The 26,015-nt window shown below is 68.9% G+C and carries 23 protein-coding genes and 1 pseudogene; 17 read left to right on the forward strand and 7 right to left on the reverse strand.

Translation table 11 applies throughout. From position 1 onward, the window contains the following. Positions 1-237 precede the first annotated feature (237 nt). The gene (locus IEW34_RS08930) at positions 238-612 is read right to left on the reverse strand and encodes a winged helix-turn-helix transcriptional regulator (protein WP_188608826.1); all 375 of its coding nucleotides are present in this window, start codon (positions 610-612) and stop codon (positions 238-240) included. Positions 613-663: 51 nt separating this feature from the next. Between IEW34_RS08930 and IEW34_RS08935 the strand changes: the two genes are divergently transcribed. Next, entirely contained in the window at positions 664-1,476 is an 813-nt protein-coding gene (locus IEW34_RS08935; protein WP_188608827.1) for an SDR family NAD(P)-dependent oxidoreductase, read from the forward strand. A gap of 290 nt (positions 1,477-1,766) precedes the next feature. On the opposite strand, the pseudogene IEW34_RS08940 reads toward IEW34_RS08935, so the two are convergent. Next, positions 1,767-2,516 (reverse strand): annotated as a pseudogene (locus IEW34_RS08940) (FAD-dependent monooxygenase); the annotation flags it as partial. An 81-nt stretch (positions 2,517-2,597) separates the two neighbouring features. Between IEW34_RS08940 and IEW34_RS08945 the strand changes: the two are divergent. From IEW34_RS08945 to IEW34_RS08955, 3 genes are all read left to right on the forward strand, one after another. Continuing rightward, positions 2,598-3,008 (forward strand): MbcA/ParS/Xre antitoxin family protein, encoded by a 411-nt coding sequence (locus IEW34_RS08945; RefSeq protein WP_188608829.1) that lies wholly within the window; start codon positions 2,598-2,600, stop codon positions 3,006-3,008. Continuing rightward, on the forward strand, positions 3,005-3,718 hold the full coding sequence (locus IEW34_RS08950) for an RES family NAD+ phosphorylase (protein WP_188608830.1): 714 nt from the start codon (positions 3,005-3,007) through the stop codon (positions 3,716-3,718). Before IEW34_RS08945 ends, IEW34_RS08950 begins: the two co-directional genes overlap by 4 nt. A 109-nt stretch (positions 3,719-3,827) precedes the next feature. Next, on the forward strand, positions 3,828-5,243 hold the full coding sequence (locus IEW34_RS08955; protein WP_188608831.1) for an MFS transporter: 1,416 nt from the start codon (positions 3,828-3,830) through the stop codon (positions 5,241-5,243). A 69-nt stretch (positions 5,244-5,312) separates the two neighbouring features. On the opposite strand, the gene yghU is transcribed toward IEW34_RS08955, so the two are convergent. Continuing rightward, positions 5,313-6,188 (reverse strand): glutathione-dependent disulfide-bond oxidoreductase, encoded by an 876-nt coding sequence (gene yghU, locus IEW34_RS08960; RefSeq protein WP_188608832.1) that lies wholly within the window; start codon positions 6,186-6,188, stop codon positions 5,313-5,315. 275 nt (positions 6,189-6,463) lie between these two features. Here yghU and IEW34_RS08965 point away from each other — a divergent pair, with 275 nt between their 5' ends. The 4 genes from IEW34_RS08965 (at position 6,464) to IEW34_RS08980 (ending at position 10,549) form a co-directional block, all read left to right on the forward strand. After that, positions 6,464-7,570 carry an NADH:flavin oxidoreductase/NADH oxidase gene (locus IEW34_RS08965; protein WP_188608833.1) on the forward strand — a complete coding sequence of 369 codons (1,107 nt, stop codon included), beginning with the start codon at positions 6,464-6,466 and terminating at the stop codon, positions 7,568-7,570. Between the two features lie 261 nt (positions 7,571-7,831). After that, positions 7,832-8,737, forward strand: coding sequence for a S1C family serine protease (locus tag IEW34_RS08970; protein WP_188608834.1), 906 nt, complete (start codon positions 7,832-7,834; stop codon positions 8,735-8,737). A gap of 48 nt (positions 8,738-8,785) precedes the next feature. After that, positions 8,786-9,748, forward strand: coding sequence for a glycine reductase (locus tag IEW34_RS08975; RefSeq protein WP_188609226.1), 963 nt, complete (start codon positions 8,786-8,788; stop codon positions 9,746-9,748). Between the two features lie 138 nt (positions 9,749-9,886). Then, positions 9,887-10,549, forward strand: coding sequence for a peroxiredoxin (locus tag IEW34_RS08980; protein WP_188608835.1), 663 nt, complete (start codon positions 9,887-9,889; stop codon positions 10,547-10,549). A gap of 46 nt (positions 10,550-10,595) precedes the next feature. Here IEW34_RS08980 and IEW34_RS08985 read toward each other — a convergent pair whose 3' ends face one another. Then, positions 10,596-11,804: an ABC transporter substrate-binding protein gene (locus IEW34_RS08985; RefSeq protein ID WP_188608836.1), complete on the reverse strand. Its 1,209-nt coding sequence runs from the start codon at positions 11,802-11,804 to the stop codon at positions 10,596-10,598. A 208-nt stretch (positions 11,805-12,012) separates the two neighbouring features. On the opposite strand from IEW34_RS08985, the gene IEW34_RS08990 reads away from it, so the two are divergent. After that, positions 12,013-12,933 (forward strand): DUF6662 family protein, encoded by a 921-nt coding sequence (locus IEW34_RS08990; protein ID WP_188608837.1) that lies wholly within the window; start codon positions 12,013-12,015, stop codon positions 12,931-12,933. Between the two features lie 12 nt (positions 12,934-12,945). Here IEW34_RS08990 and IEW34_RS08995 read toward each other — a convergent pair whose 3' ends face one another. Continuing rightward, positions 12,946-13,215, reverse strand: coding sequence for a hypothetical protein (locus tag IEW34_RS08995; RefSeq protein WP_308424373.1), 270 nt, complete (start codon positions 13,213-13,215; stop codon positions 12,946-12,948). Between the two features lie 124 nt (positions 13,216-13,339). Between IEW34_RS08995 and IEW34_RS09000 the strand changes: the two genes are divergently transcribed. Together IEW34_RS09000 and IEW34_RS09005 are read left to right on the forward strand one after the other, a co-directional pair. Further along, the gene (locus IEW34_RS09000; RefSeq protein ID WP_188608838.1) at positions 13,340-13,840 is read left to right on the forward strand and encodes a GNAT family N-acetyltransferase; all 501 of its coding nucleotides are present in this window, start codon (positions 13,340-13,342) and stop codon (positions 13,838-13,840) included. A gap of 98 nt (positions 13,841-13,938) precedes the next feature. Continuing rightward, on the forward strand, positions 13,939-15,522 hold the full coding sequence (locus IEW34_RS09005; RefSeq protein WP_210324475.1) for a serine hydrolase: 1,584 nt from the start codon (positions 13,939-13,941) through the stop codon (positions 15,520-15,522). Positions 15,523-15,553: 31 nt separating this feature from the next. On the opposite strand, the gene IEW34_RS09010 is transcribed toward IEW34_RS09005, so the two are convergent. Further along, complete coding sequence (locus IEW34_RS09010) at positions 15,554-16,654, reverse strand: calcium:cation antiporter (RefSeq protein ID WP_188608839.1); 1,101 nt, start codon at positions 16,652-16,654, stop codon at positions 15,554-15,556. A gap of 284 nt (positions 16,655-16,938) precedes the next feature. Between IEW34_RS09010 and IEW34_RS09015 the strand changes: the two genes are divergently transcribed. From IEW34_RS09015 to IEW34_RS09030, 4 genes are all read left to right on the forward strand, one after another. Next, positions 16,939-17,646, forward strand: a complete 708-nt coding sequence (locus IEW34_RS09015; protein WP_188608840.1) for a response regulator — start codon at positions 16,939-16,941, stop codon at positions 17,644-17,646. Then, a complete protein-coding gene (locus IEW34_RS09020; protein WP_188608841.1) occupies positions 17,643-18,968 on the forward strand; it encodes an ATP-binding protein in 1,326 nt (441 codons plus the stop codon). Before IEW34_RS09015 ends, IEW34_RS09020 begins: the two co-directional genes overlap by 4 nt. A 694-nt stretch (positions 18,969-19,662) precedes the next feature. Further along, positions 19,663-20,703: a UDP-3-O-(3-hydroxymyristoyl)glucosamine N-acyltransferase gene (gene lpxD / locus IEW34_RS09025; protein ID WP_188608842.1), complete on the forward strand. Its 1,041-nt coding sequence runs from the start codon at positions 19,663-19,665 to the stop codon at positions 20,701-20,703. A gap of 17 nt (positions 20,704-20,720) precedes the next feature. Next, positions 20,721-21,494: an SGNH/GDSL hydrolase family protein gene (locus IEW34_RS09030; protein ID WP_188608843.1), complete on the forward strand. Its 774-nt coding sequence runs from the start codon at positions 20,721-20,723 to the stop codon at positions 21,492-21,494. 25 nt (positions 21,495-21,519) lie between these two features. Here IEW34_RS09030 and IEW34_RS09035 read toward each other — a convergent pair whose 3' ends face one another. Next, a complete protein-coding gene (locus IEW34_RS09035; RefSeq protein ID WP_188608844.1) occupies positions 21,520-22,224 on the reverse strand; it encodes a TetR/AcrR family transcriptional regulator in 705 nt (234 codons plus the stop codon). An 88-nt stretch (positions 22,225-22,312) separates the two neighbouring features. Between IEW34_RS09035 and IEW34_RS09040 the strand changes: the two genes are divergently transcribed. After that, complete coding sequence (locus tag IEW34_RS09040) at positions 22,313-24,586, forward strand: arylsulfatase (RefSeq protein WP_188608845.1); 2,274 nt, start codon at positions 22,313-22,315, stop codon at positions 24,584-24,586. 128 nt (positions 24,587-24,714) lie between these two features. After that, positions 24,715-26,010 (forward strand): MFS transporter, encoded by a 1,296-nt coding sequence (locus tag IEW34_RS09045; RefSeq protein ID WP_188608846.1) that lies wholly within the window; start codon positions 24,715-24,717, stop codon positions 26,008-26,010. Positions 26,011-26,015: the final 5 nt, after the last annotated feature.

Here is a 26,015-nt window from a genome sequence, read left to right on the forward strand (position 1 = left end):
TCGGACGCCCAGGGGCGGGACGGCGCGCCGGCTGAGAAATCGCTTTGTAACAACAGCCCGATCTACGTGTTCGGCACGGCGCCATATCGCTTGTCCAGCTCCAGGAATTCACCGAGCAGAGCCGCCCGCATGGATTCGAGGGGATCGCCGTAGCGGCCGAGCGTCGTGGCCGAATATGCTTCGTCGCTGCCGGTCGCTTCTCGATCTCGCCCCTCAGCTGAGGGCGGCAGTTGACGACTACGCCGGATGGCTTGCTGAAAAGCGTCTCGCCTCGATCAATACAGGCATCAATTGCCGCCCCCTCGCGGACAACTGATATTCGACACGAAGCGGCTTCTCGGCGAAGTCGATCCTTTCGATGAGACGATCCTTTTCCAGCTCGCGCAGATGCTGTGTGAGCATTTTCTGCGAAATGCCGGGCATATCCCGCATCAGCCGGGACGACCGCATGGTGGAGTCCGCATAAAGACGAAACAGGATCGGGAGTTTCCAACGTCCCTGAACCATGCGCACCACGCGGGTCACATGCGCGACGGCGCCATCAGGCCCGAGACAGACGCCCCGCTCCTCGGCCGCAGCAGGCACTTTAAAGTGCGTACTTGTCTCACCCATCGTCTTGATCGACCTACCTTGCCATCAGCCGCGTAGAATGGGTTTCGGGCGATGGATCTGCAACTGAACGACAAGACGGCGTTGGTAACGGGCAGCAGCAAAGGCATCGGCGAGGCCATCGCCAGGACCCTGGCGCGCGAGGGGGCAAGCGTCGTCGTTCATGGCCGCGATCGCTCGCAGGCCGAGCGCGTGGCCGACGCCATCACCGCACAAGGCGGCCGCGCCTATGCCGTGCTGGGCGACCTGACGCAGGACGAAGGGGTCGAACGGCTGGTCGCGGAGGCGGAAGGCCGCGTCGGCGCGATCGACATTCTGATCAACAACGCCGGGGGCTCGGGCCCGAAGAATGACTGGCGGACGACGGAGCCGACCGGGTGGACATCCACATATGATCGCAATGTCCTTGCCGCGGTTCGCGTCACAACGCGCCTTCTGCCCGGGATGCGGCGAGCCCATTGGGGGCGTGTGATCAACATTTCGAGCGCGGCGGCAACGATGCCGCCATCGACGGGCCCTGACTATTCTGCGGCGAAGGCAGCGATGAACGCCATGACCGCCTCTATGGCGAAAGCGGTGGCGGCCGAGGGCGTGACGGTGAACGCTATTTCCCCCGGAACGATCAGAAGCGCGAAGCTCGAAGATGGCTTTCGCACCGTCGCGGCAGAGCGTGGCATCGCGGCGAAAGACGCGCCTTGGGCGGATATCCAGCGCGACGTCCTGCCGTTGTTCGCCCAGGTTCCAGTCGGCCGGGTCGGAGAGCTGAATGAGCTCGCGGATGCCGTCGCCTTCCTTGCCAGCCCACTCGCGGGATACATCACTGGCGTCAATCTGCGGGTCGACGGCGGCCTCTCTCCCCTCCTCTAGGCAGCTTCGATCTCCAGGCCGTGCCGACCTGAATCTTGATGGATGCGGGGCCTCGACGAATGCCCGAGCGACGCTTGCGCAGCCTTGGCCGGATCGCCCGGTTGATTGCCGCTCTTCGCCTGGCCTGCGGCACGGATTGGGTGCATCACCGCATCATAGTCGACGATGCTGCGGGGCGTGCGATCCATGGGTCGTCCGGCCCAATCGGTGCGGAATTGGCCGGGCGCGAGCGCCGTCACCCGGATGCCGAAGCCCGGCGCGAGGCGGGCCTCTTTAGCGCAGTTGGAGGGTCACGCGGACTCATGCGCCTGCTCCGGTTCGCCAAACCATCGCGATGCAGCCGTCGCAACGTGCGCGTCGTCAGGGTGGGCGGTCTGACCAGACCAGGCGACAAAGCCATCGGGACGAACCAGCACGGCGCTCACGCCCGGCCGCTCTTTGGCGTCGCATGCGACATACGTGATGCGCCCGCGCCAGCGGCTTACGAGTGCCCGAAGCGATGAACGATCGTCAAAGTCCAGAAACAGGCCTCTCCCCTCGTGCAGGAGCTCGCCGATCCTTGGCCCGTCGATCAGCTCGAAATCGGGAACGCTGCAGCCCACCAGCGGATCGGTGCCGCCAAGGTCGTAGCGCAGAGCAACACCCGATACGCGCTCGGCGAAGTAGGTCGCCCCGTCGCGCGTGCCGATGAGATCGCGCATGATGGCCGCGAGCGCGCGCGTGCTCCGCGTGGGCCGCATGAGCGCGACCTGGGCGCGCGACCAGTCGAGAACCCGTGCTCCCACCGGATGGCGTTCGTCCAGATAGCTATCGAGCAGACCGGCCGGCGCGTCCCCACGGAGCGTGGCGGCCAGCTTCCAACCGAGGTTCATCGCGTCGCCGAGCCCAAGATTGAGCCCCTGGCCGCCCAAGGGGGAATGGATGTGCGCGGCATCGCCGGCGAGCAGAACTCGTCCTCTTCGGTAGGCAGGGGCCTGATAGGCCCGGTCCGTCCAGGTCGCGGCGAGCCTTAGGTCGGTCAAGGCGACGTCCGTGCCGTTCCGCACGGCTGCCGCCTCGGCCTGGATATTGCCAAATGGCATCAGACTTATTAAATTGAGCCAGATGACTAGAAGACGCCCATGACCACGCTCACACGGATCACCAGCGAGGCGCGGCCGTTCTCGCCCGAGCCCGTCACCGACGAGGAGGCGGAGGCGATGTTCCGCGCCTCCCTCAACCTGTTCCGCCTGTGGGGCGTGACCGACGATCAGGCGGCGACCATGCTCGACCTGCCGCGGCGGACCTATGCGCGCTGGAAGGGTGGCGACATCGGCCGGATCGGGCGCGACGGCAAGGCGCGGCTGTCCAACCTCATGGGCGTTCACAAAGCACTGAGGATCGTCTTCAGCGAGGCCGCGCGGGGCTACGCCTGGATCAAGGCCCCCAACGACGCGTTCGGCGGCCGTTCGGCGCTCGATGTGATGCTCGGCGGCGAATTGACCGACCTGATGCGGGTGCGCCGCTACCTGGACGCGGAGCGCGGCTGGTGATCGATCCGGCCGGGGTGCCGGCCAGCCGTGTCCGGTGGGTCGGCGCACGCCGCATCATCCGCAGCGTCTATCCGCCCATCGATCTGTTCGAGGACATTGCGGATCCGGCCGATTGGCCGCTCCTGATCGCCGCCGAGCAGAAGACCAATCCGCGACTGATGGAGGCGCTGGGCGCCCTCGACCTGGTCCCGGCGACGCGCCGTGTCTCCGGCCCCGGGGCGACGTTCCTGATGGCGCCGTTCACCCACGTCAGCCCGGACCGGCCCAGCCGTCTGACCCGGGGAGCCTACGGCGTGCTCTATGCCGCCCGGCATTTCCAGACCGCGCTCCTGGAGACCATTCACCACCACGCGCGCTTCATGGCCCGAACCCGGGAGAGGCCGGGTTGGACATCGCATTTCCGCGAGCTCGCCCTCGATATCGACGCTTTGCTGCACGATCTGCGCGGCGGCGCCCCCGCCTTCCACGAGGCCCTGGATCCGGACGACCATACCGGCGCACAGGACCTCGCGGCGGCTCTGCGGGCGGCCGCCTCGGAAGGCCTGGTGTATCCGAGCCGCCGCGACCCTGACGGGCAATGCGCCGGGCTGTTCTATCCCGACCGCGCGGCGAACGTCGTGCAGGGCCGTCATCTCGACTACCATTGGGACGGCGCGCGGGTGGATCTCTACCGCGACGCGGGCAGCGGCGACGTCTACCGGATCGGCTGAGGCGAAGCGCGATCGCGTGCCGTCGCGCGCGGACCATGACCTGCGAGGTAATCGACGCGGGCCTGCCCGGCGGGGACAACATGCGATATGCCCATGCCACGAGGCCCCCATGCAGCAGATCGCCCTCTCGCAGACCGCCGCCGCCCATGACCGGCGCTGGTGGGTGCTGGCCACCGTCGTCTCCGCCCAGTTCATGTTCGGGGTCGACGCCTTCATCGTCAACGTGGCGCTGCCGACCATCGCCACCGAGCTTCAAGCCAGCACCGCGCAGATCGAGGCCGTCGTCGCCATCTATCTGATCGGCTATGCGACGCTGGTGGTGACCGGCGGCCGGCTCGGCGACATCTTCGGCACCCGCGCCACGTTCATCACCGGCGTGGCGGGCTTCACCCTCACCTCCCTGTGGTGCGGCCTGGCGCAGTCGGGACCCGAGCTCATCGTCGCGCGGCTCGCCCAGGGCGCCACCGCAGCGCTGATGGTGCCGCAGGTGCTGGCGACGCTGCACGTGCTGTTCTCCGACGAAGCGCGCGGGCGTGCCTTCGCCGTCTACGGCATCGTGCTGGGGCTCGCCGGCGCGGCCGGCTTCCTGCTCGGCGGCCTGCTGGTGACGCTCGATCTCGGCGGCCTCGGCTGGCGGGCAGTGTTCTTCGTCAACGTGCCCTTCGGCATCGCCATCATCGTCGCCGCAGCCGCCCTCGTGCCGTCTCTTGCCCGCAAAGAGGGAACGCGGCTCGATCTCCCCGGCGCCGCCATCCTGTTCGTGGCGCTGCTCTGCTTGATCGGCCCGCTGTTGTTCGGACGTGACCTCGGCTGGAGCGCCTGGGTGTGGCTCACCATGGCGGCAGGGCTTGCCATCCTGCGCGGTTTCCTCAGCTTCGAGCGCCGTGTCGCGGCGCGCGGCGGCCTTCCGCTGGTCGACCTCGCGCTGCTCGAGGACAAGGCCTTCGTGCGCGGGCTCGGGGCCGTGTTCTGCTTCTTCTGCGCCAACCTGTCGTTCTACTTCGTGATGACCCTGTTCATGCAGCAGGCCCTCGGCTTTACGCCGCTGCAATCGGGCGCAGCGGTGCTGCCGCTCGCTGTCGCCTTCGTCGTCGCCTCCCGCCATGCGGCGGCTCGCGCCCGCCACCGCGGCACGCTGGTGCTGATCGAGGGGTGCGGGCTCCAGCTCGTCGGCCTCGCCGCAGTCGCGCTGACCGTTGCCCTCGTAGCACTGCCCAGCCCGTGGCTGATCATGCTGCCGCTCGCCGTCTTCGGCTACGGCCAGGGCCTGGTCATGGCGCCCATGTCGGGAGTGGTGTTGTCGACGGTGCCCAAGGCGAGCGCCGGCTCGGGCTCCGGCCTCTACGGCACGACCACGCAGATTGCCAACGCCGCGGGCGTGGCGGTGATCGGGGCCGTCTACTTCGCCTTCCACGCACAGGGCGCGGACCACGCCGCCATCTACGCGGCCGTCGGCGGGGTGGCGCTGGCGATCGCCGCCAGCGCCGCCTTCCTGCGCTGGATGCGCCAGGCCGCCACGGCCTGAGGCTGGCGGGCCCCCTCGCTCACGACGGCCCAGGCGGACGGCGCGACAAGCCGTCCGCCACCGCGGCGGTCAGCTCGATGCGGCGAGCTTGTCCTGGGTCTTGGTCTCGAAGTCGCTGGCCTCGTGGCGCTCGCGCAGCTGGCTCGCCGGATCACCCATGGCGCGGTTGACCATGCGCCCGCGCTGCACGGCCGGGCGGGCGGCGAGGAGATCGGCCCAGCGCTGCACGTGCTTATAGTCCTGCACGGCCAGGAACTCGCCGGACTCGTAGAGAATCCCCTTGGCGAGGCCCCCGTACCAGGGCCAGATCGCCATGTCGGCGATGGTGTAGTCGTCGCCGCCGATGTAGGTGCTTTCGGCCAGGCGCCGGTCGAGCACGTCGAGCTGGCGCTTCACCTCCATGGCGAAACGGTCGATGGCGTATTCGATCTTGGTCGGCGCATAGGCATAGAAATGGCCGAAGCCGCCGCCCAGATAAGGCGCGCTGCCCATCTGCCAGAACAGCCATGACAGGCACTCGGCCCGCCTGGCCCGATCCGTCGGCAGGAAGGCGCCGAACTTCTCCGCCAGATAGACCAGGATGGACCCGGATTCGAAGACCCGAACCGGCGTCGGCTCGCTGCGGTCGAGCAGGGCCGGGATCTTGGAGTTGGGGTTGATCGCCACGAAGCCGCTGCCAAACTGGTCGCCCTCGCCGATATTGATCAGCCAGGCGTCGTACTCGGCGCCTTCGCGGCCGAGCGCCAGCAGTTCCTCGAGCAGCACCGTCACCTTCACGCCGTTCGGCGTGGCCAGCGAATAGAGCTGCAAGGGATGGCGCCCGACCGGCAGTTCCTTCTCGTGCGTCGGCCCCGCGATCGGCCGGTTGATGTTGGCGAAGCGGCCACCGTTCTCCTTGTTCCATTGCCAGACCTTGGGGGGCGTGTAGGCGGACGAGTCGGTCATTCCGTGAGCTCCAGTCATCTCGGGCACGGGTGCCCCCGCTCAAGTAGGCGCGGTGTTCCGGCTTGGCCAGCCCGGGCGCCCCGCGCCTGACGCTAGCGCCGGGGGCGCCGTCTGCATGAGGAACCGGCGCGCGTCATGCTTCGCCGGCGAGACGAAGCAGCCGCTGGCAAGCCCGAGCTTGCCTACCCAAATGGATGGTTCCATCGCGGCGGTCGGCATGATCTGCCTGGCCGCCGGTCGGACCTCGCCGCCGGCCCATGCATGAGGAGGCTCCCGTGGCTCTACCCGCACTGTTCACCCCCTTCCGCGTCCGCAACCTCGAGCTGGCCAACCGCATCGTCATCGCGCCCATGTGCCAATACTCGGCCGAGGACGGGTGCATGAACGACTGGCATTTGATCCATCTCGGCCAGCTCGCCATATCGGGCGCGGCGCTGCTGACCATCGAGGCCACGGCGGTGCTGCCGGAGGGGCGCATCAGCTGGGCGGACGTGGGATTGTGGGACGATGCGAGCGAGGCCGCCATGGGCCGCACCCTCGCGGCCATTCGGCGCTGGGCCGATATCCCGGTCGCCATCCAGCTCTCCCACGCCGGCCGCAAGGCCTCGACCGAGGTGCCGTGGCGAGGCGGCGGCCAAATCCCGGCTGGCGATGCGCACGGGTGGCCGACGGAAGCGCCATCGGCGGTGGCTTTCGCGGACGGGCAGACCGCGCCGGCGGCGCTCGACCGGGAGGGGTTGAAGCGGGTGCGCGAGGCGTTCGCCGGGGCGGCCGCGCGCGCCGCCCGGCTCGGCCTCGACGCGGTGCAGCTCCACGCTGCCCACGGCTATCTGTTGCACCAGTTCCTGTCGCCGCTCGCCAATCGGCGCGAGGACGCCTATGGCGGCTCGCTGGAGAATCGCATGCGCTTTCCGCTCGAGGTGTTCGATGCGGTGCGCGCGGCCTTCCCGTCGGACCGCGCCGTCACCATGCGGGTCTCTGGCACGGACTGGGTCGAGGGGGGCTGGGATATCGAGCAGACCGTCGCCTTCGCCCGACAGCTCGAGGCCCGCGGCTGCGACGCCATCCACATCTCGAGCGGCGGCCTGCACCCCGCCCAGCGGATCCCGGTGGCGCCGAGTTACCAGGTCCCGCTGGCCCGGGCGGTCAAGGAGGCCGTGCGCATGCCCGTCGTCGCCGTCGGGCTCATCACCGGCTTCGAGCAGGCCGACGCGATCATTGCCACCGGCGACGCCGACCTGATCGCGCTGGCCCGAGCCGTGCTCTACGACCCGCGCTGGCCCTGGCATGCGGCCGCCGCGCTCGGCGCCCGGGTGCGCGCACCGAACCAATACCAGCGCTCCGAGCCGCGGGCACTCAAGGGGCTGTTCGAAGGCGAATAGCGCGCCGCAAGCGAACGCGGGCGCCGAGCCGGCGGCACGGGCATGATCTGCATCCCGGTCCCGCGCGCCCGACGAGAGTCGGGCCACCGTATGGGCCATCCGCTTGCTGAACGGGCCGGCGATCGAAGGCGTCGTCCCCCCTTGCCCCCTGAAGGCCTTGTGACCGGTGAGGCCCGTAAATATGTCACATGGTGACTGTGCGGCCTATCCACGCCGCCCCGGCCGCGTGCGCTGGATGCCGCGCCTTATCAGGACGACGACATGAGTACCTATCCCTTCCTGCGGTCGATCGTGGCCGTGCGCACCTCGATCCCGGACGATGCCTTCACGGCCGACACGCTCGGCACGCGCCGGGAGGGTAGCGGCGTGGTCATCCGGGACGACGGGCTGGTGCTCACCATCGGCTATCTGATCGTCGAAGCCGAAGAGGTGTGGCTGACGACGAGCAGCGGCAAGGTGGTCGCCGCCCATGCCCTCGCCTACGATCAGGAGACCGGCTTCGGCCTGGTGCAGGCGTTCGGCTCCCTCGGACTGCCGAGCCTGCCGTTCGGCGACTCGACCGATGCCAAGCCCGGCGACCCGGTGGTCTTTGCCGACGGGCTGGGGATGGCGGTGCCGGCGCATATCGTGGCGCGGCAGGAGTTCGCCGGCTATTGGGAATATCTGCTCGACGACGCCATCTTCACGGCCCCTGCCCATCCCTCGTGGGGCGGGGCAGCCCTGGTCAGCGCCAACGGCAAGCTGCTGGGCGTCGGCTCGCTGCGCCTCCAGATGAGCCAGGGGGACGACGTGGTCGACATCAACATGGCGGTGCCCATCGACCTCCTGCCGCCGATCCTCGACGATCTGCTGACCCGCGGCCGGGTCAACAGGCCGCCGCGGCCCTGGCTCGGCGCCTTCTCCGCCGAGAGCAACGGCAAGATCGTGGTCATGAGCGTGACCGACGGCGGCCCGGCCGCCGAGGCGGGCCTGCGCGAGGGCGACATCATCTCGGACATCCGGGACCGGGAGGTCGAGGGCCTGGCCGACTTCTACCGCAAGGTTTGGTCGAGCGGCCCGGCGGGCGCGGAGGTGCCGATGCGGGTGGTGCGCGACGGGCGCGAGACCTGGCTGCGCGTCAAGTCGGGCGACCGCGACGCCTTCCTCAGGAAGCCGCATCTGCAGTGAACCGACAGGCCGGCGTGGCGGCGGCGCTGCCGCCCAAGAGGTGCATGGATCATGGCCGATCGTGACGCACGGTTCGGGTTCGCAGCGGCGCACGACGCGCCCATCCCTTACCTGCAACGGGCCCGCGACTACTACCAGGCACTCGGCTACGGCGCGCCATACGCATGGGCGCACTATGCGCAGGTGCCGTTCACGCCGCTCGCCATGCCGCTGGCGGCAGCTCGCGTCGTGCTGATCACCACCGCGGCCCCCTACCAGCCCGACAAGGGCGACCAGGGGCCGGGCGCCCCATACAACGCGGCGGCGAAGTTCTACGGGGTCTACTCGCGCGATACCGCCATCGATCACGACCTGCGCATCGCCCATGTGGCGATCGACCGCGATCACACCACGGCGGAAGATCCCGGCAGCTACTTTCCCCTGCCGGCCCTGCGCCGGGCGGTCGCGCAGGGCCGGATCGGCGCGCTTGCCCCGCGCTTCCACGGCCTGCCCACCAACCGCAGCCACGCCACCACGCTCGACATCGACTGCCCGCAGATCGTCGCGCGCTGCACGGCAGACGCGGTCGATGCGGCGATCCTCGTCCCCAACTGCCCGGTCTGCCACCAGAGCGTCGGCCTCGCCGCACGCCAGCTGGAAGCTGCCGGCATCGCGACCGTGGTGATGGGCTGCGCCAAGGACATCGTCGAATACGTCGGCGTGCCGCGGCTTCTGTTCTCGGACTTCCCGCTGGGCAACGCTGCCGGCCGGCCGAACGACGGCGCTTCGCAGGCGGCGACGCTCGAGCTCGCGTTCGCAGTGCTGGAGCGGGCGCCGGCAGCGCGCACCACCGTGCAATCGCCGCAAGTGTGGGCCGCGAACGCGGGCTGGAAGGACGACTATCAGAATGCCGCCCGTCTGTCGGCGGCGGAGATCGCCCGCCGCCGCGCCGACTTCGACCGGCAGAAGGCGGTGGCGAAAGACCTGCGGGTGGGCCTTCCGAGCGCTGCGCAGGGACTGCCCGCGGCGTGACCGGCACCCCGCCGCCCGACGCTGCGGCCCGGACCACCTAACGGCGTTGCTTGTCAGCCGGCGCGATTGCCGGCACAACCACCGGGGCATCAGGCGCATCCAGACGCGGCCCCACGACCAGAGGCAACGGAGGTTCGCATGGCTCTCGCGCTCAACGATACGGCCCCCGATTTCGAGGCGGAGACCACCGAAGGCAGGGTCCGCTTCCACGACTGGATCGGCGACAGCTGGGCGGTGCTGTTCTCCCACCCCAAGGACTTCACGCCGGTGTGCACCACCGAGCTCGGCTACATGGCCAAGATCAAGCCGGAGTTCGACCGTCGCGGCGTCAAGATCATCGGCCTCTCCGTCGATCCGCTCGACCGCCATGCGGGGTGGGTGAGCGACATCGCGGAGACGCAAGGCCACGCCCCGAACTACCCGATGATCGCCGACACCGACTACAACGTCTCCAAGCTCTACGGCATGCTGCCGGCGCCCGTGTCGGGCGACCCCACCAAGCGCACCCCCGCCGACAATCAGACGGTGCGCAACGTCTTCGTCATCGGGCCCGACAAGAAGATCAAGCTCATCCTGGTGTATCCGATGACCACGGGGCGCAACTTCGACGAGGTGCTGCGCGTCATCGACTCGCTGCAGCTCACCGCCCGGCACAAGGTGGCGACGCCGGTGAACTGGAAGGACGGCGAGGACGTCATCATCGCCGGCTCGGTGTCTGACGAGGACGCCCGGAAGCAGTATCCGCAGGGCTGGCAGGCCCCCAGGCCCTACATCCGGATCGTGCCGCAACCGCGCGGATAGCAGCGGCGCGCGGCACGCCGAACCGGCGACGGCGCAGCAGCGGCCCCTACTGCGCCTCGATGATGTCGCCGAAGAGCTGCCAGCTCCTGCCGTCGAAGCGCTGCATCTGCATGGCGCGGATCGGCGCGTACTGGCCAGGGCCGGTCTTGACGCGGATGCCCGGCAGCACCATCGACGGCTGAAAGTCGAGGCTGAGGGCCTGCTTCATCACGTTGGCGCGGGTGAGATCGTCGCCCGCCTGCTTCAGCACCTGCACCATCGTCTCGGAGAAGTTGTAGGACAGTGCGTTGAGCACGTCGGTCCTGTCGCCCTCCGGGTAATAGGTCTGCATCCACTCGAGCCAGGCGCGGTAGCCCGGATCGTCGGCCCATTTGGGGTCGGTGGGGTCCTTGTAGTAGGTGGCGCTGATGACGCCGGCGGCGTTCTCCAGGCCGGCCGGCTTCAGCACGGCGCCGACCGAGCTCACGCCGACATTGAGGATGTGCAGCGGCTTCCAGCCCATGTCGGCGGCCTTGCGGACGGCCTGGGCAGCGAACTTGGGCGTCGAGGCGTGGAAGAACACGTCGGCACCGCTGGCCTTCAGCGCCACCATCTGCGAGTCGATGGTCGGGTCGGAGAGCTGATAGGCCGCCTCCCCCACGATCATCGTCTTGGCCTTGTCGCCGAGCCCCTCCTTCAGCCCCTCCACATAATCCTTGCCGAGGTCGTCGGCCTGAAAAAGAATGGCGATCTTGGCATTCGGATAGTTCTTGAGGATATAGTTGGCGTAGATCCGCGCTTCGATATTGAAGTTGGGCTGGAACGCCATCGTCCAAGGAAAATTCTTCGGGTCGGTGAATTTGCGACCACCGGCCCCGATGAAGAGCTGCGGCACCTTGGCATTGTTCAAGTACTTCTGCACTGCCGTATTGGTGGCGGTGCCGAGTGCGTTGAACATCACCAGCACGCCATCCTGCTCCACCAGCCGGCGTGTCTGCTCCACGGTCTTGGGCGGGCTGAAGCCATCGTCGAGCGAGATGAAGCTGATCTTGCGGCCGTTGACGCCGCCCTTGGCGTTGACCATGGCGAAATAGGCTGCGTCCGCCCGGCCGAGCGTGCCGTAGGCCGAGGCAGGCCCGCTGTAGGCCATGGTGTTGCCGAGCTTGATCTCGGTGGCGCTGGCGCCCGGATCGTAGGTCGCCTGCGCCCGCGCAGGAACAATGGGGCCCGGGGCCGCCAGCAACAGCCCGGCCAGCAATCCGATTCGTATCGACACGTCAGTCCTCCCGTCGGTCCCCGCCTTCGTGACTGGGGCGGGCTCCCGTGGAGCGCAGTGTCGGCGATCCAAGCAGCGAAGCCAACCGCTAACGTTGCGGTACCGTCATGATCGTGGCGCCATCCCGGCCGCTACGCAATGCAAATGATAATCACTTGCATCTCCTGCAGCCCTTCTGCATTGTTGCGAACGACTTGCAGGAGGCGGGATGCGGGGACGAGGTCTGTTGAGGGCGGCGCTGATGTCCGGCGCCCTGCTGGAGGGTGCCGAGGCATCGGAGTGGCCTGGCGCCACGCCATTCCGCAATGTGGCGATCGCCGGCGGCGAAGCTCCGCCGCAGGCGATTGATACCGAGCACATTTTCGGCTTCACGGAAGGCACTGATATCGGTGCGCCGGGCGAGACCGAATTCGAGTCGGAGACGACCGGCCGCTTCGGCAGGCGCGGCGGCCGCTTCCAGGCCATCGATAGCGCTCTCACCCTCAAGGTGCCGGTCAGCAGTCAGTTCCGCCTGGCCCCGGCGGTGTCCTTCTCCCGCTACGCCCTCAGGAATGTCCCGGAGCTCAGGGACGTGAATACCGGCCATGTCGACGGCGCGTCATTGGAGGCGCGGCTGCGCTTGCTCGACCGTGCGAGCGCGCCGTTCGGGCTCACCCTCAACGTCGCGCCGGGCTTTGGCGGCGTCGACGGTGCCTCCGGGCGCAGGGCGAGGAGCTACGGGGCGGATTTCGGCGTCTTCCTCGATCGCGAGATCGTCCCCGGCAAGCTGGTGGCGGCGCTCAACCTTTCCTATGACATGGGGAGCACGCGCCTGCGCGCCATCGGGCCGACGGTGCGCGGCTCGGGGACCGACGTCTCGGCAGCGCTGGCCTACCGGGCGCTACCCGGCATCTTCATCGGGGCGGAGACGCGCTACCTGCGCGCCTATGAAGGCCTGGGGCTCGACCGGTTTGTGGGCCAGGCCGTCTATGTCGGGCCGACCTTCTACGCCTCCCTCCCCGCGGGGGTCTGGGTCTCCGTGGCGTGGAGCGCACAGGTCGCCGGCGGCGCGGCCGGCACGGGCGAACGGCTCGATCTCACCAGCTTCGATCGCCACCAGGTGCGGCTGCGCATCGGCGGGCATTTCTGAGGGTGAACACCCTCACCGCCGCCGCAGATGGCACACCTTCACCTTTCCGCCGCGGCCGTCCACGCGCCACGTGCAGCCCTGGTTGCGAGGCGTGCGGTCGTAGAGGTGAATCACCCCACGGCGCTTCTTGTTGAAGGTCTGGTGTGAAAAGTCGTGGCCGCCGACATAGACGTTGCGGCCGAAGCGCACCTCGGCGGACGCAGGCGCAGCCGCGGCGATGGCGCCGCCGAGAACGGCCGCAAGCGCCATCGATCGGGCTTGGCGGGGCATCATCGGCTTCATCGATCCCTCCTGTCGGGCGCAGCGTCAGCCCCGTGCATGTCCGCTTTCAACCGTGGGCGCAAGCTTGCCGCGATGCGCTATGATGACGGCGGGAACCATCCGGGGGAGGTTTCGCAAAAACAGCATGAGCGCCATCCGCCCTGCCGCGCCGCGCGATGCCCCGGCGATCACGGCCCTGCTCGATGCCAATTCCGCGAGCCGTGGCGGCGCCCTCTTCGGCGACTGGTCGCTCGGCACGGTAAGCGGCTGGATTGCCAGCGGCGACCTGGTCCTCGTGGCCAGGAACGGCCCACAGCTGGTGGGCGTGCTGTTCACCGCGGCGAAGGCGAAGGCATCGGCCCCGCCTGTGGCGGCCATGCTGCGGGCCTGGCCGGGCGACACGGATGGCTACGCCTATGGGCCCATCTGCATCGACGCGGCCGCGCGCGGCCACGGCGTCTTCGAGGCGCTCAACGCCGAGCTCGCCGTCCGCATGCAGGGGCGCCAGGGCATCCTGTTCATCAATGAGGCCAACGAGCCCTCGCTGCGCGCCCACGCCCGGCTCGGCATGAGCCGGGTTGCGGACTTCGTGCTGGGGCAGGATCGCTTTGCCGTGTTCGTGACCAGGCCCGACCGGGACCGATAGGGCCGCGGCGGCCTTGCCGCGGGGGTGGACCGGCAAGCGCGGGCTTGACGTGCGGAGGCGGACAGCGCCTTCTCGCTGTCGCCATCGGAGCCTCCGCCATGTGTCAGCCTGTGCGCAGCCCCCGCCGCCGCGGCGCGGGCCTCGCCGTCATCGCCGCCCTGGCGCTCGCCGCCGCCCCGGCGCAGGGCGCCGAGACCACGCCACCGCAGGCGTCCGCATTGCCGGTCCCGGACGGGCAGATCGACAAGGCCATCGCCCAGCTCGACGGCCTCGCCGCGCAGCTGATGGCCGAGACCGGCATCCCGGGCCTGGCCGTCGCCGTCGTCCGCGACGGGCGCACGGCCTACGCCAAGGGCTTCGGCGTGCGCAAAGCCGGCGAGCCGGCGAAAGTCGATGCAGATACGGTGTTCCAGATCGCTTCGCTGTCGAAGCCCGTCACCGGCACCATCGTCGCCCACGAGGTCGCCGCCGGGCGGGTGGCCTGGGACACGCCGGTGACGCTGCACCTGCCCTGGTTCAAGCTAAAGGATCCGTGGGTCACCACCCACGTCACCATCGCAGATCTGCTGAGCCACCGCTCGGGTCTGCCCGACCACGCCGGCGATGCGCTGGAGGACCTGGGCTTCAACCAGCGGCAGGTGCTGGAGCGGCTCCGGCTGCTGCCGCTGGCGCCCTTCCGCATCAGCTACGCCTACACCAACTTCGGCTTCACCGCGGCCGCCGAGGCGGTGGCCGCCGCCGCCAAGACCGAATGGCCGGCGCTGGCCGAAGCCGCTCTCTACAAGCCGCTTGGCATGAACGCGACCAGCTCGCGCTTCGCCGACTTCGAAAAGCGACCGAACCGGGCGGTCGGGCACGTGCGCGTCGGCGGCGGCTGGCAGGCCCGGTATCAGCGCCAGCCCGACGCGCAGTCGCCCGCCGGCGGCGTCAGCTCCTCCGTCAACGATTTGGCGCGATGGATGGCGATGCTGCTCGCCAGCGGCACCTACGAGGGCCGCCAGATCATGCCGGCCAAGGCGCTGCTGCCGGCGATCACGGGGCAGATAATCTCGTCGCACTCCTTTGCCGCCGACGCCCGCCCGGGACTCTACGGCTTCGGTTTCAACGTCGGCTCATCGGCGGCCGGGCGTGTTGTGGTGAGTCACTCCGGGGGCTTTGCCCTGGGCGCCGGCACGCATGTCGCCATCATCCCGTCGCTCGGGGTCGGCATCGTCGTGCTCACCAACGCCCAGCCGATCGGGGCGGCCGAGACGCTGGCCTCGCAGTTCACCGATCTCGTACAGGTCGGCCGCATCGAGCGCGACTGGTTCACCGCCTATCAGCCGCTGATGCGGCCGCTCTATGCGCCCGTGGGCAGCGTGGCGGGCAAGCCGCGGCCCGCCAGGCCGGCCACCGCCGCGGCTCTGGCCAGATATGCCGGCGACTATGCCAGCGGCTATTATGGCCCTGCGCAGGTGATGGCGCGCGATGACCGCCTGGTGTTGAAGCTCGGGCCGGCTGGCGCCACGTACCCGCTGAGCCACTGGGACGGCAACGCTTTCACCTTCGTCCCGTCCAGCGAGAACCAGCCCGACGGCTCGGTCGCGCTGGCCACCTTCAAGGGTGACGGACGCACCGGCTTCCGCACGCTGACGATCGACTACCTCGACGAGGAGGGGCTCGGCACCTTCGCCCGCAAATGAGAGCCCCCGCGGCACATACAGTCCGGGCCCTTCACGGGATGGCCGACAGCAGAAGGAACACCGCGAAGATCACGAGGTGAACGGCGCCCTGCAAGACCGTGGTGCGGCCCGTGCCGAGCGTCAGCGTGCTGACGAACAAGGTCAGCGACAGCAGGGCGACGTTCTCGGTGATGAGGCCGAGCGTCAGCTTCGACTCCATCAACCATGAGACGACGGCGACCGTCGGGATGGTCAGTCCGATGCTGGCGATGGCCGACCCCAGCGCCAGGTTGATGCTGTTCTGCAAGCGGTTGCCCAGCGCGGCGCGGACCGCCGCAATGCCCTCGGGCAGCAGCACGACCGCGGCGATCACCACGCCGACGAAGGCCTGAGGCAGGCCCGCCGACGTGATGGCCGTATCGAGCGGATAGGACAGAAGCTTGGCCAGCAGCACCACGGCGGTGAGCGACACGAGCAGCAGCAAAGCGCTCGCCGCCGTGACGGGCGCCGTCGGTTTGATGACGTCGGATGCGTCGGCCGTATCGGACTCCGCATCGAGGAAATAGTCGCGGTGCCGGATCGTCTGGACGAAGACGAAGACGATGTAGAGGGCGAGCGAGACGGCGGCAACGAACAGCAGCTGAGGGACGGAGAATTCGGGCCCGGGCGTTGCCAGCGTGTAGTTCGGCATCACCAGCACCATCGTGGCGAGCACGCCGAGCACGCCGAGCGCCGCCGCGGCGCCGTGCAGTTGAAAGGACTGCTCGTGATGGCGCTGTCCACCAAGGATCAGACACATTCCGACGACGCCGTTCAGCACGATCATGACGGCCGAGAACACGGTATCGCGCGCCACCTGATCGGACCCGGCGGCGCCCGACACCATGATCGAGACGATCAGCGCCACTTCGATGACGGTGACCGCGACCGCCAGCAGGATCGAGCCGAACGGCTCGCCGAGCTTCAGCGCCAAGACCTCGGCATGGTGGACCGCTGCGAACACCGCGCCCCCGAGCAGGACGGCGGCGAAGGTCAGCGCCAGTCCCGATGTCACGTCGAGGACGCCCGCGAACTTGGCGGCGAGCAGGGCACTCGCCGCAGCCGGCGCGAGCCAGGACCAGGCAGGGTTGGAGGCGTGCGTTTGATGCGGCATCGGTCTCCTCGCGCTGCGTGTCGCTGGCCTTATGCCGTGCGGAGCCCGACACAGGCAACCGGCGAGCGTTCACAAACGCTCACACACGAGGCCGAAAACACCCGACTTGAGCCGGATTTCCGCCTCAAAGCGGACGACATACCGGGCGACCTCGTCAGGAGTTGCTCCTTGTCGCTGCTCGCGGCCCGCACCGCTCTGCCCCTAACGCGCTGCCGTGGTCGTGTCGCATCCGCGTCGGGCGGCCGTTGCCCCCCAGCGCCTCGCCCGGGCCGGAGGGCTCACCTTTGACGTCCCCGCATGTCCTGGTGGTGGAGGATGACCGCGAGATCCGCACGCTCGTCGCGCGCTATCTCGGCGACAACGACTACCACGTGACGACCGCGCCCGACGGCAAGGACCTCGACCGGCAGATGGCCGACGACGCGCCCGATCTGATCATCCTGGACATCAATCTGCCGGGCGAGGACGGCCTCGGCATCTGCCGGAGCCTGCGCTCGCACTCCGATGTGCCGATCATCATGCTGACGGCGAAGGGCGAGGACATCGACCGCATCCTCGGGCTGGAAATGGGCGCTGACGATTACGTGACCAAGCCGTTCAACCCGCGCGAGCTGCTGGCGCGCATTCGGGCGGTGCTGCGGCGGCGTCTCGACCAACCAGCGTCGCCCGACGCTAAGGTGCGCATCTTCGCCGGCTGGCGGCTCGACCTGGCGGCCCGCCATCTCACCAGCCCCGAGGGGGTGCGCACCCCGGTGACCGGGGCCGAGTTCGACCTGCTGCAGGCGCTGTGCGAGCAGCCGGGCCGCGTGCTGTCGCGCGAGCGGCTGCTGGAGATCACCCAGGGGCGCGCCATCGAAGCCTACGAGCGCAGCATCGACGTGCTCATCAGCCGCCTGCGTCGTAAGATCGAGGTCAATCCGCGCGACCCGGACTTCATCAAGACCATTCGCTCCGGGGGCTACCTGTTCACGCCGACCGTCGAGCGGCAATGAGGCTCCCGTTCGGATGGCCCAAGCGCATCGGCAGCCAGATCGCTCTGCTGCTGGTGGCCGCCATCGTCGTGTTCCACGTGTCGCTGCTGATGCTGCTGTGGGCCACGGCACCGCGCACGCGCCTGCATGTCCCGCCGGAGCTCGCCGCGGTCGCGACGGCAGCGGAGCTCATCGATGCGGCCCCGCCGGCGGCTCGCCAATCCATGGTCGCGGCCGTCAATGCCAAGAGCGGCCTTTACGCCATCGCCCTTGGCGGCCGCGAGGCGGTCCCGGCGCGCGAGGTGAACAGGGCTCCGCCGCCGCAGCAGCGCGCTCTGCGGGAAATGCTCGGGCCCGGATTCCAGGTCGTCGCGCTCGAGCCGCGTCCCGGCCTGCCGTACCGCGGGCCGCAGTTCGCCATCACGCTGCGGGATGAAAGCGTCATCACGGTCAGCGCCGGCATCCGCGTCGACCGGCCGCCCATGCGGCCATGGTCCGGCGCCGTCGTCGCCACGGTGCTCTTCCTGGCGATCAACCTCGCGTTCCTGTCGGTCTGGGCCTGGCGCCTGCTGGCGCAGCCGCTGCGCCGCTTCGCGGACGCGGCGGAGAGCTTCTCGATCAATGGCGACCAGCCGCCCCTGCCGGAACGTGGGCCGCTGGAGATCCGCAGCGCGGCCCGTGCGCTCAACAGCATGCACGAACGCATCCGCACCATGGTGACGGAGCGCACGCGCATGCTGGCGGCCGTTGGCCACGATCTGCGCACGCCCATTACGCGGCTGCGCCTGCGGCTCGAATTCATCGCCGAGCAGGACGTGCGCGAAGCAATGGAGCGGGACCTGGCCCAGATGGACGCCATGGTTCATGCCGCGCTGTCCTATCTGCGCGAAGGCCGCTCGCCGGCGCGCACCCGGGTCGACATCTCCAATCTGATCGAGACCGTCACTGACCAGTTTGCCGACATGGGCTACACGGTCGGCTTCGCCGGCCCCGGCCAAGTCGTGGCGCTCGCCGACCCCGACGCGCTGCACCGGGCGGTGACCAACCTGGTCCAGAACGCGGTCCGATTTGCCGACCTCACCCGAGTCGACCTCGAGGCGGACGGTACCCGCGTCACCATCGCGGTCGTGGACGACGGCCCGGGCATCCCCGCCGAGGACATGGAGCGATTGCTGGAGCCCTTCGCCCGCGGCGACGAAGCGAGATCGCGGAACGAGCCGACCGGCTTCGGCCTCGGCCTGCCCATCGCCAAGACCGTCGCGGAAAGCCACGGGGGCACGCTGACGTTGCTCGGCCGCCGGCCGCGGGGCCTGGAGGCGCGCCTCACCTTTCCGCAATGCTGAACGCGCCCACGGCACGGCTCGCACCATCGTGGCCGCCGTCCGGGCACGTATTTCTGCTAATCAAAGCAGCTTCGGAAAGATCTATTCTTGAATTTATGGCCGATAGGACCAAATCCGGCCATGGCGACGCGGAAGCGAGGAGCTTCTTCGACACGTCATGGCCGCGCCTGACCCGACCGTCCACCGACTTGCGAGAGCCAAAACTTGCCCTATGCGGGACCGGAAGGGACAACTTGCACTCCAGCAACATTGGGACAACGTTCGGCCATCTTGCGGCTCGGAGCACGAGCGACAACCGCGACCTCGACAGAAGAGGTCGCAGATGGACGCCGGAGCTTCACGGTCACGTGGCCCACAGCCTCACGACGCGCTCGTCGAAGCCCGTCGCTTCGAGCGGCTCGATGCGCCGGGCAAGACCCTGCCGCGAAGCCCTTCACGTGGGCGGCGGAAAGCAGCCGCCCACGTCGGTTCGGGACTGCGCACGATCGGCACGACCGTCATTGCGTGCCTGCTGCCGGCGGGGTCGGCGTGCCCGCTTCCGAAAGGCTCCAGCTGGATCGGGCCGGAGCGGTGCCCCGGCGAAGCGCCTCCGGATGCTAGCCGTCGGCTAGCTCCAACGTCTCTGCCTTCGACGTCTGCATTCAACCGTCTGCCGGACGTGATCCGGTCACCAGCCAACGGACAAAGGTCCTTCATGCGAACCTCCCAATTCCACGGCATTCCCCTGTCGCTGCAGGAGGTCGCCCATATCGCCCGGGCGCCGGTTCCGATGGGCGCCGACACGGCGCTCGAGATCAGCGGGGCGGCTGCCGTGGAGCGCGCAGGGATCAACGACATCGCCTATGTCAGCAGTCATTTGTACGCCCCGGCACTCGCGGTCACGCGCGCCTCCGCCTGCCTGGTGGCGGCGCGGTTCGCCAATCTCGTGCCCGCCGCAACGATCGCTCTGGTCTGTGACGACCCCTACGGCTCATTCGCCGACGTGTTGGCGCGCATCTATCCGGAAGCATCGCGGCCGACGCTGATCCTGGGCGAGCGCGGCCTGTCGGCCGGCGCCACCATCCATCCGACAGCTAAGATCGGCCAGCACTGCACGGTGGAAACCGGAGCGATCATCGGCGCCAACGCGTCGCTCGGATCGGGCGTCACCGTCGGCGCCGGAGCCATCATCGGTCCCGGGGTGATCGTGGGTGACGACTGCGCCATCGCGGCCGGCGCCTCGATCGTTCACGCCGTTCTCGGAGCACGGGTGATCATCCACTCGGGCGCCCGTCTCGGCCAGGATGGCTTCGGCTACGCCAGCTCCCGCCGGGGCCACGCCAAAGTCGCTCAGGTCGGTCTGGTCATCCTGGGCGACGACGTGGAGATCGGCGCAAACTCCTGCATCGACCGAGGCAGCGGCCGCGACACGATGGTCGGCGACGGAACCAAGATCGATAACCTCGTCCATATCGCCCACAATGTCGTGATCGGCAGACACTGCATGGTAGTGGCCCAGGTCGGCATTGCCGGGTCGACGACGGTCGGCGACTTCGCCGCCATCGGCGGCCAGAGCGCCATCGCCGGACATCTCAATCTGGGCGCAGGCGCTCAGATCGCGGCCGCCAGCGGCGTCATGCATGACGTGCCGGACGGCGCCCGCTGGGGCGGGCTTCCCGCCCGTCCGATCCGCGAGTTCTTTCGCGAGCACACATGGCTTCGCCAGTTCGCGGCGCGCCGCGAACGCGTCCAATGAACAGGTGAGCTCCGCAAGTGGCCGAAACGACCCGCAAGCCGGCGTGCCTCCGATGGCGCTCGCTGCCGGTGCGACGGACCTTGGCGCGCCTGGCTTTGGCACTGGCGATCTTGACGGCGGCAGGCGCGGGCCTGGCCGTCTGGACGATGCTGGCGCGCCCGGCGCCAGACCCCACTTTCAGCCGCCTGGTGAAGATCCGCTCGGCGGCGATCAAGGCCCAGATCGGCCAGATCTTCGGCGGCTACATCCTCGTCATTGGTGACTCCCACGTGGAACGGCTGTTCCTGCCGTCGCTCTGCGGGGTTCCGGTCGTGAACGCCGGCCTCAGCGGCGCCGGCGCCGCTGATCTGACGAATTTGGCCGCCACCCTGGCGGAGGTGCGGCACCCCTCGGCCATCGTCGCCAGCTTCGGCACCAACAATTTGCTGGCAGCCGAGGGAAGGCCGGCGGCCAGCACCCACTTTGCCGGGCAGGCCGTGGACCTGGTCCAGAAGCTGAGCGCACTCTCGACGGACGTGCTGGTCACCGATCTACCGCCGATGAAGCCGATGTACTCGCTCGTCTCCGCCGAAACGATCCATGACTACGACCGGGCCCTGGAGGCGGTTTGCGCGGCGGCCGGCTGCCGCTTCGTCCGTCTGTTCGAGGCCGCCGGCGACCGCTCTGCCGCGGCCGTCGCGCTCGAGCCCGACGGCGTGCACCTCACCAATTATCGCCAGGTCTATGCGGGCGCGCAGGCCGACCTCTGCCCGCCGCGGAGCGAGCTGCGGAACCGGCGCCGCGGACTGTAGCTGCGGGGCTGGCGTCGCCCCCACGTCACGCCTTGGCGGCGCGTCGCGCGCGCGGCGAGCGCCCCCGCCCGTCGGGAGCGGCACCGTCCGCCTCGACGCGGACGATCGCTTCGACCAGGGCTGCAAGGCGCGGCACCAGATCGGCATCGTCGAGCCCACACGGGCCGGGATCGTTCAGCACGATGTTGACGAGGATGCCGAACATCGCCTGAAAGGCGAAGCCGACGGTGCGGGTCTTGGCCGCCCGCCGCCCCGGCCCAAGGCGCGCCAGCATGTCGGGCGTGCTGACGACCACGAAGACGCGGCCGAGCTCCTTGAAGGCGCTCCAGCGCTCCGGACGAGAGCTGTGCCGCAGCGCGGCCCGTGCCACCCCCTCGTGCTCCCGGAACCACCCCGCCGCGTGCTCCGCCAGCAGCCGGCAGAGCTCGGCGAGATCCGTTTGCGCTAGCGCGCCCGATGCGCGCAGCGCCACGTAGCGCGCCTGGCCGCGCCGGATGGCGATGACCTGCAAGGCATTGAAATAGGCGTCCTTGCTCTCGAAGCGACCGTAGAACGAGCCGACCGTCACGCCGACCTCAGCCGTCAGGTCGACGATCGAGAGATCCTCCAGATGGCGGGTCCGCAGCAGCTGCTCACCGGCCTTGAGCAGCGCTTCCATGGTCTCCCGGCTACGGCTCTGGCGTGACGGGGTCACGCCGGGCAGGTCGAGACTGAACAGGTCGTCGGTCATGGCTACGCTCTTGTCCGCGGGTTGTGCTGTATGATAATCATAATTCGAATTCTATATAGGGCACATCGGCGCCCAGAAGGGAGGACGCGTGGCACAGGATGACCAGCCCCCGTTCGGCGGCCGGATCGGCCGCACCATCGGCGAATCGACGCCATGGTGGCCGAAGGGCGAGCGCGCACCGGCGGGTGCGCCCAATATCCTGATCGTGCTGTTCGACGATGTCGGCTTCTCCGACTTCGGCTGCTACGGCTCGCCGATCCGAACGCCGACCATCGACGCGCTTGCGGCGGCAGGCCTGCGCTATACGAGCTTCCACACCACCGCCATGTGCTCGACCACGCGGGCGGCCCTGCTGACCGGCCGCAACCATCACTCCGTCGGCGTCGGCTGCCTGGCCAATTTCGACAGCGGCTATCCCGGCTACCGCGGCAAGATCGCGCGTGAGGCCGGCACCATCGCCGAGATGCTGAAGCCGCACGGCTACCGCAGCTACATGGTGGGCAAGTGGCACGTCACGCCGCTGACCGAGAGCGGCGCCACCGGCCCCTTCGACGGCTGGCCGCTCGGTCGCGGCTTCGACCGATTCTACGGCTTCCTCGACGCCGAGACCGACCAGTATGCGCCGGAGCTCATCCTCGACAACTCGCACGTGGACCCGCCCGGCAGCTTCGCCGACGGCTATCACCTCACCGCCGACCTGGTGGACCGCACGATCCGCTTCATCGCCGACCACGAGGCCGACAAGCCGGACCTGCCCTGGCTGACGTGGCTCGCCTTCGGCGCCTGCCACGCGCCGCACCAGGCGCCGTTCGAGCTGATCAAGGGCTATGACGCCGTCTTCGCCGACGGCTGGGACGTGGAGCGCGAGCAGCGGCTGGCCCGGCAGATCGCCATGGGCGTTACGCCGGAGGGCACGCGCCTGCCGCCGCGCAACGACGGCGTCGGCCCCTGGGCGGAGCATGGCGAGGACGAGCGGCGCCTGTTCACGCGCCTCCAGAGCGCCTACGCCGCCATGCTCGACCACGCCGATCAGCATCTGGCCCGGCTCTTCGCCTTTCTCGACCAGGCGGGGCTGCGCGATGACACCCTGGTCGTCGTGCTCTCCGACAACGGCGCGAGCCAGGAGGGCGGCCCGCTCGGCTTCGTCAACGCGATGGGCCCCTACAACTTCCGCCCGGAGCCGATGGCCGAGAAGCTCGCCCGCATCGACGACATCGGCGGCCCGGACACTCACTCCAATTTCCCGCACGGCTGGGCCATGGCGGCCAACACGCCGCTGCGCCGCTACAAGCAGAACACCCATGGCGGCGGCATCCGCGACCCATTCGTCATCTCCTGGCCGGCACGTATCAAGGCCCGGGGGGAACTGCGCCATCCGTTCGTGCACGCGTGCGATCTGGTGCCGACCCTGCTCGAGCTCGTCGGGGTCGAGGCGCCGAGCGAGATCGGCGGCGTCGCGCAGCAGCCGCTGGAAGGGGTGAGTTTCGCCGCGAGCCTGACCGATCCCGACGCTCCGCAACGGCCCAAGCCCCAGTATTTCGAAATGTTCGGCCACCGCGGCATCTGGGAGGCCGGCTGGAAGGCGGTGGCCTACCACCCGTCCGGCTTCCCCTTCGACAAGGACAAGTGGGAGCTGTTCCACCTCGACCGGGACTTCTCGGAAGCGGAGGATCTCGCGGCTACCGAGCCCGAGCGCCTGGCGGCCCTGATCGAGCTGTGGTGGCGCGAGGCCGAGCGCCACAAGGTGCTGCCGCTCGACGACCGCTTCGCACCTCGCTTCGCCGAGAACGCCGCCCGCTTCCACGGGCCACGCCGCCGCTTCGTCTTCCATGCCGGCATGGGGCACGTGCCGACCGACGTGGCCCCTGACGTGCGCAGCCGCGACTACACCATCGAGGCGAAGGTCGAGATCACCGGTGCGACTGAGGGCGTGCTCATCGCCCACGGCGATGCCACCTCCGGCTACAGCCTGTTCGTGCGCGACGGCCGGCTCGTCTACGACATGAACGTGGGCGGCGAGCACCGCACCGTGGTGTCGGACCGCGCGGTGCCGTCCGGTTCTCGCCGGCTCGGCGTGCGCGTGGCCAAGCCGGTGCCGGTCAACCCGCGCCAGCCGCAGCTCAGGATCTGCACGCTCACCATCGACGGCGAGCCCGCCGGCAGCGCCGAGAGCAACCTGAACTTCATCAACTTCATCTCGTGGTCCGGCCTCGACATCGGGCGCGACCGCGGCAGCCCGGTCGCCAACTATGCTGCGCCATTCACCTTCACCGGCAAGTTGATCCGCGTCGTCGTCGAAATGCACGACGGCCAGCAGCTCGACGGCGACGGCATCGGCAAGGCGGAAATGGCGCGGCAGTAAAAGCCGGTCGAGAGATGGCCAGGTCAAGCCCGGCCATAACATTCAAAGCTATTCGGGCATCGATGCAAAGTCGTCATGGCCGGGCTTGACCCGGCCATCCATCAAGCAAGGTAAAGAGGCCCAAGACCATGACGACGCGCGCAGCGCAGCCCGGCGCCTGGGGCATCGTGGCCCTGCTGTTCCTGTTCATGTTGATCAACTTCGTCGACAAGGCGATCATCGGGCTCGCCGGCGTGCCGATCATGCGCGACCTGGAGCTCACGCCGAGCCAGTTCGGCCTGGTCGGCTCGAGCTTCTTCTTCCTGTTCTCGATCTCGGCCATCGTCACGGGCTTTCTGGTGAACCGCATTCAGGCGCGCTGGGCCCTCCTGGTCATGGGTCTGGTGTGGGCGCTGACGCAGTTTCCGATGCTGGGCCAGATCGGCTTTGCCGGCCTCATTGCCTGCCGCATCGTGCTCGGCGCGGGCGAAGGCCCGGCCTACCCGGTGGCATTGCACGCCGCCTACAAGTGGTTCCCGAACGAGCGGCGCGTGCTGCCCACCGCGGTCATCGCCCAGGGCGCCAGCATCGGCGTCATGGTGGCGCTGCCGCTGCTCAACTGGGTCATCGTCAACCATTCCTGGCGCTGGGCCTTCGGCCTCCTGGGCGTTCTCGGCCTCGCCTGGACGCTCGCCTGGTTCATGTGGGGCCGCGAGGGCACCCTGGTCGACGAGCCGGCCGCCGGCAGCCAATCGAGCGGCGCCACCATTCCCTATGCCCGGCTCCTCACCACGCCCAGCGTGCTGGCCTGTTGGTGCGCTTACTTCGGCGCCTACTGGGCGCTCTCCATCGGCATCGCCTGGCAGACGCCGTATCTGATCAGCGGTCTCGGTTTCAGCCAGCATCAGGTCGGCTGGATCGCCGCCCTGCCCTGGGGCCTCAGCGTGGTCACCGTCATCTTCCTCGGCTGGCTGTCGCAGCGGCTGATGCTCAAGGGCGTGTCGAGCCGTGTCGCCCGGGGGCTGCTCGGTGGCGTTTGCGTCGCCACCGGCGGCGTGGTGCTGACGATAATGCCGGCCCTGCCCACTGTCGGGCTCAAGATCGCTGCCACAGTCGTCGGCGGCGCCCTGCCCGCCGTGATCTACGTCCTGTCCCATGCGGTCGTCAGCGAGCTCACGCCGACCAGCCAGCGCGGCGCCATGCTCGCCATCGGCAACGCCGCCGGTACGATGGCGGGGGTGCTCGCGCCGGCGGTCATGGGCTTCATGATCCAGGACGCAGCCACTCCGCTCGACGGCTTCAATCGCGGCTTCGTCACCTGCGGCATCATCATGATGATCTGTGGTCTCATCGGCATGGTGTTCATACGCCCGGAGCGGGACCGGGCGCGCCTGGCCGCAAGGCCCACGACCACAGCCGCGCCGGCGCCCGCCCCCGGTGAGTGAGGTAC

The organism is Chelatococcus reniformis (genome assembly GCF_014640075.1).
Lineage (GTDB): Bacteria > Pseudomonadota > Alphaproteobacteria > Rhizobiales > Beijerinckiaceae > Camelimonas > Camelimonas reniformis.

What these genes read in the sequence shown, in the direction of transcription:
- IEW34_RS08935 (WP_188608827.1), top strand. Translation starts at nt 664, where the DNA reads ATGGATCTGCAACTGAACGACAAGACGGCGTTGGTAACGGGCAGCAGC.
- IEW34_RS08970 (WP_188608834.1), top strand. Translation starts at nt 7,832, where the DNA reads ATGAGTACCTATCCCTTCCTGCGGTCGATCGTGGCCGTGCGCACCTCG.
- IEW34_RS08995 (WP_308424373.1), bottom strand. Translation starts at nt 13,215, where the DNA reads ATGAAGCCGATGATGCCCCGCCAAGCCCGATCGATGGCGCTTGCGGCC.
- IEW34_RS08945 (WP_188608829.1), top strand. Translation starts at nt 2,598, where the DNA reads ATGACCACGCTCACACGGATCACCAGCGAGGCGCGGCCGTTCTCGCCC.
- IEW34_RS09005 (WP_210324475.1), top strand. Translation starts at nt 13,939, where the DNA reads ATGTGTCAGCCTGTGCGCAGCCCCCGCCGCCGCGGCGCGGGCCTCGCC.
- IEW34_RS09000 (WP_188608838.1), top strand. Translation starts at nt 13,340, where the DNA reads ATGAGCGCCATCCGCCCTGCCGCGCCGCGCGATGCCCCGGCGATCACG.
- yghU (WP_188608832.1), bottom strand. Translation starts at nt 6,188, where the DNA reads ATGACCGACTCGTCCGCCTACACGCCCCCCAAGGTCTGGCAATGGAAC.
- IEW34_RS09020 (WP_188608841.1), top strand. Translation starts at nt 17,643, where the DNA reads ATGAGGCTCCCGTTCGGATGGCCCAAGCGCATCGGCAGCCAGATCGCT.
- IEW34_RS09045 (WP_188608846.1), top strand. Translation starts at nt 24,715, where the DNA reads ATGACGACGCGCGCAGCGCAGCCCGGCGCCTGGGGCATCGTGGCCCTG.
- IEW34_RS08955 (WP_188608831.1), top strand. Translation starts at nt 3,828, where the DNA reads ATGCAGCAGATCGCCCTCTCGCAGACCGCCGCCGCCCATGACCGGCGC.
- IEW34_RS09010 (WP_188608839.1), bottom strand. Translation starts at nt 16,654, where the DNA reads ATGCCGCATCAAACGCACGCCTCCAACCCTGCCTGGTCCTGGCTCGCG.
- IEW34_RS08990 (WP_188608837.1), top strand. Translation starts at nt 12,013, where the DNA reads ATGCGGGGACGAGGTCTGTTGAGGGCGGCGCTGATGTCCGGCGCCCTG.
- lpxD (WP_188608842.1), top strand. Translation starts at nt 19,663, where the DNA reads ATGCGAACCTCCCAATTCCACGGCATTCCCCTGTCGCTGCAGGAGGTC.
- IEW34_RS09035 (WP_188608844.1), bottom strand. Translation starts at nt 22,224, where the DNA reads ATGACCGACGACCTGTTCAGTCTCGACCTGCCCGGCGTGACCCCGTCA.
- IEW34_RS08930 (WP_188608826.1), bottom strand. Translation starts at nt 612, where the DNA reads ATGGGTGAGACAAGTACGCACTTTAAAGTGCCTGCTGCGGCCGAGGAG.
- IEW34_RS08980 (WP_188608835.1), top strand. Translation starts at nt 9,887, where the DNA reads ATGGCTCTCGCGCTCAACGATACGGCCCCCGATTTCGAGGCGGAGACC.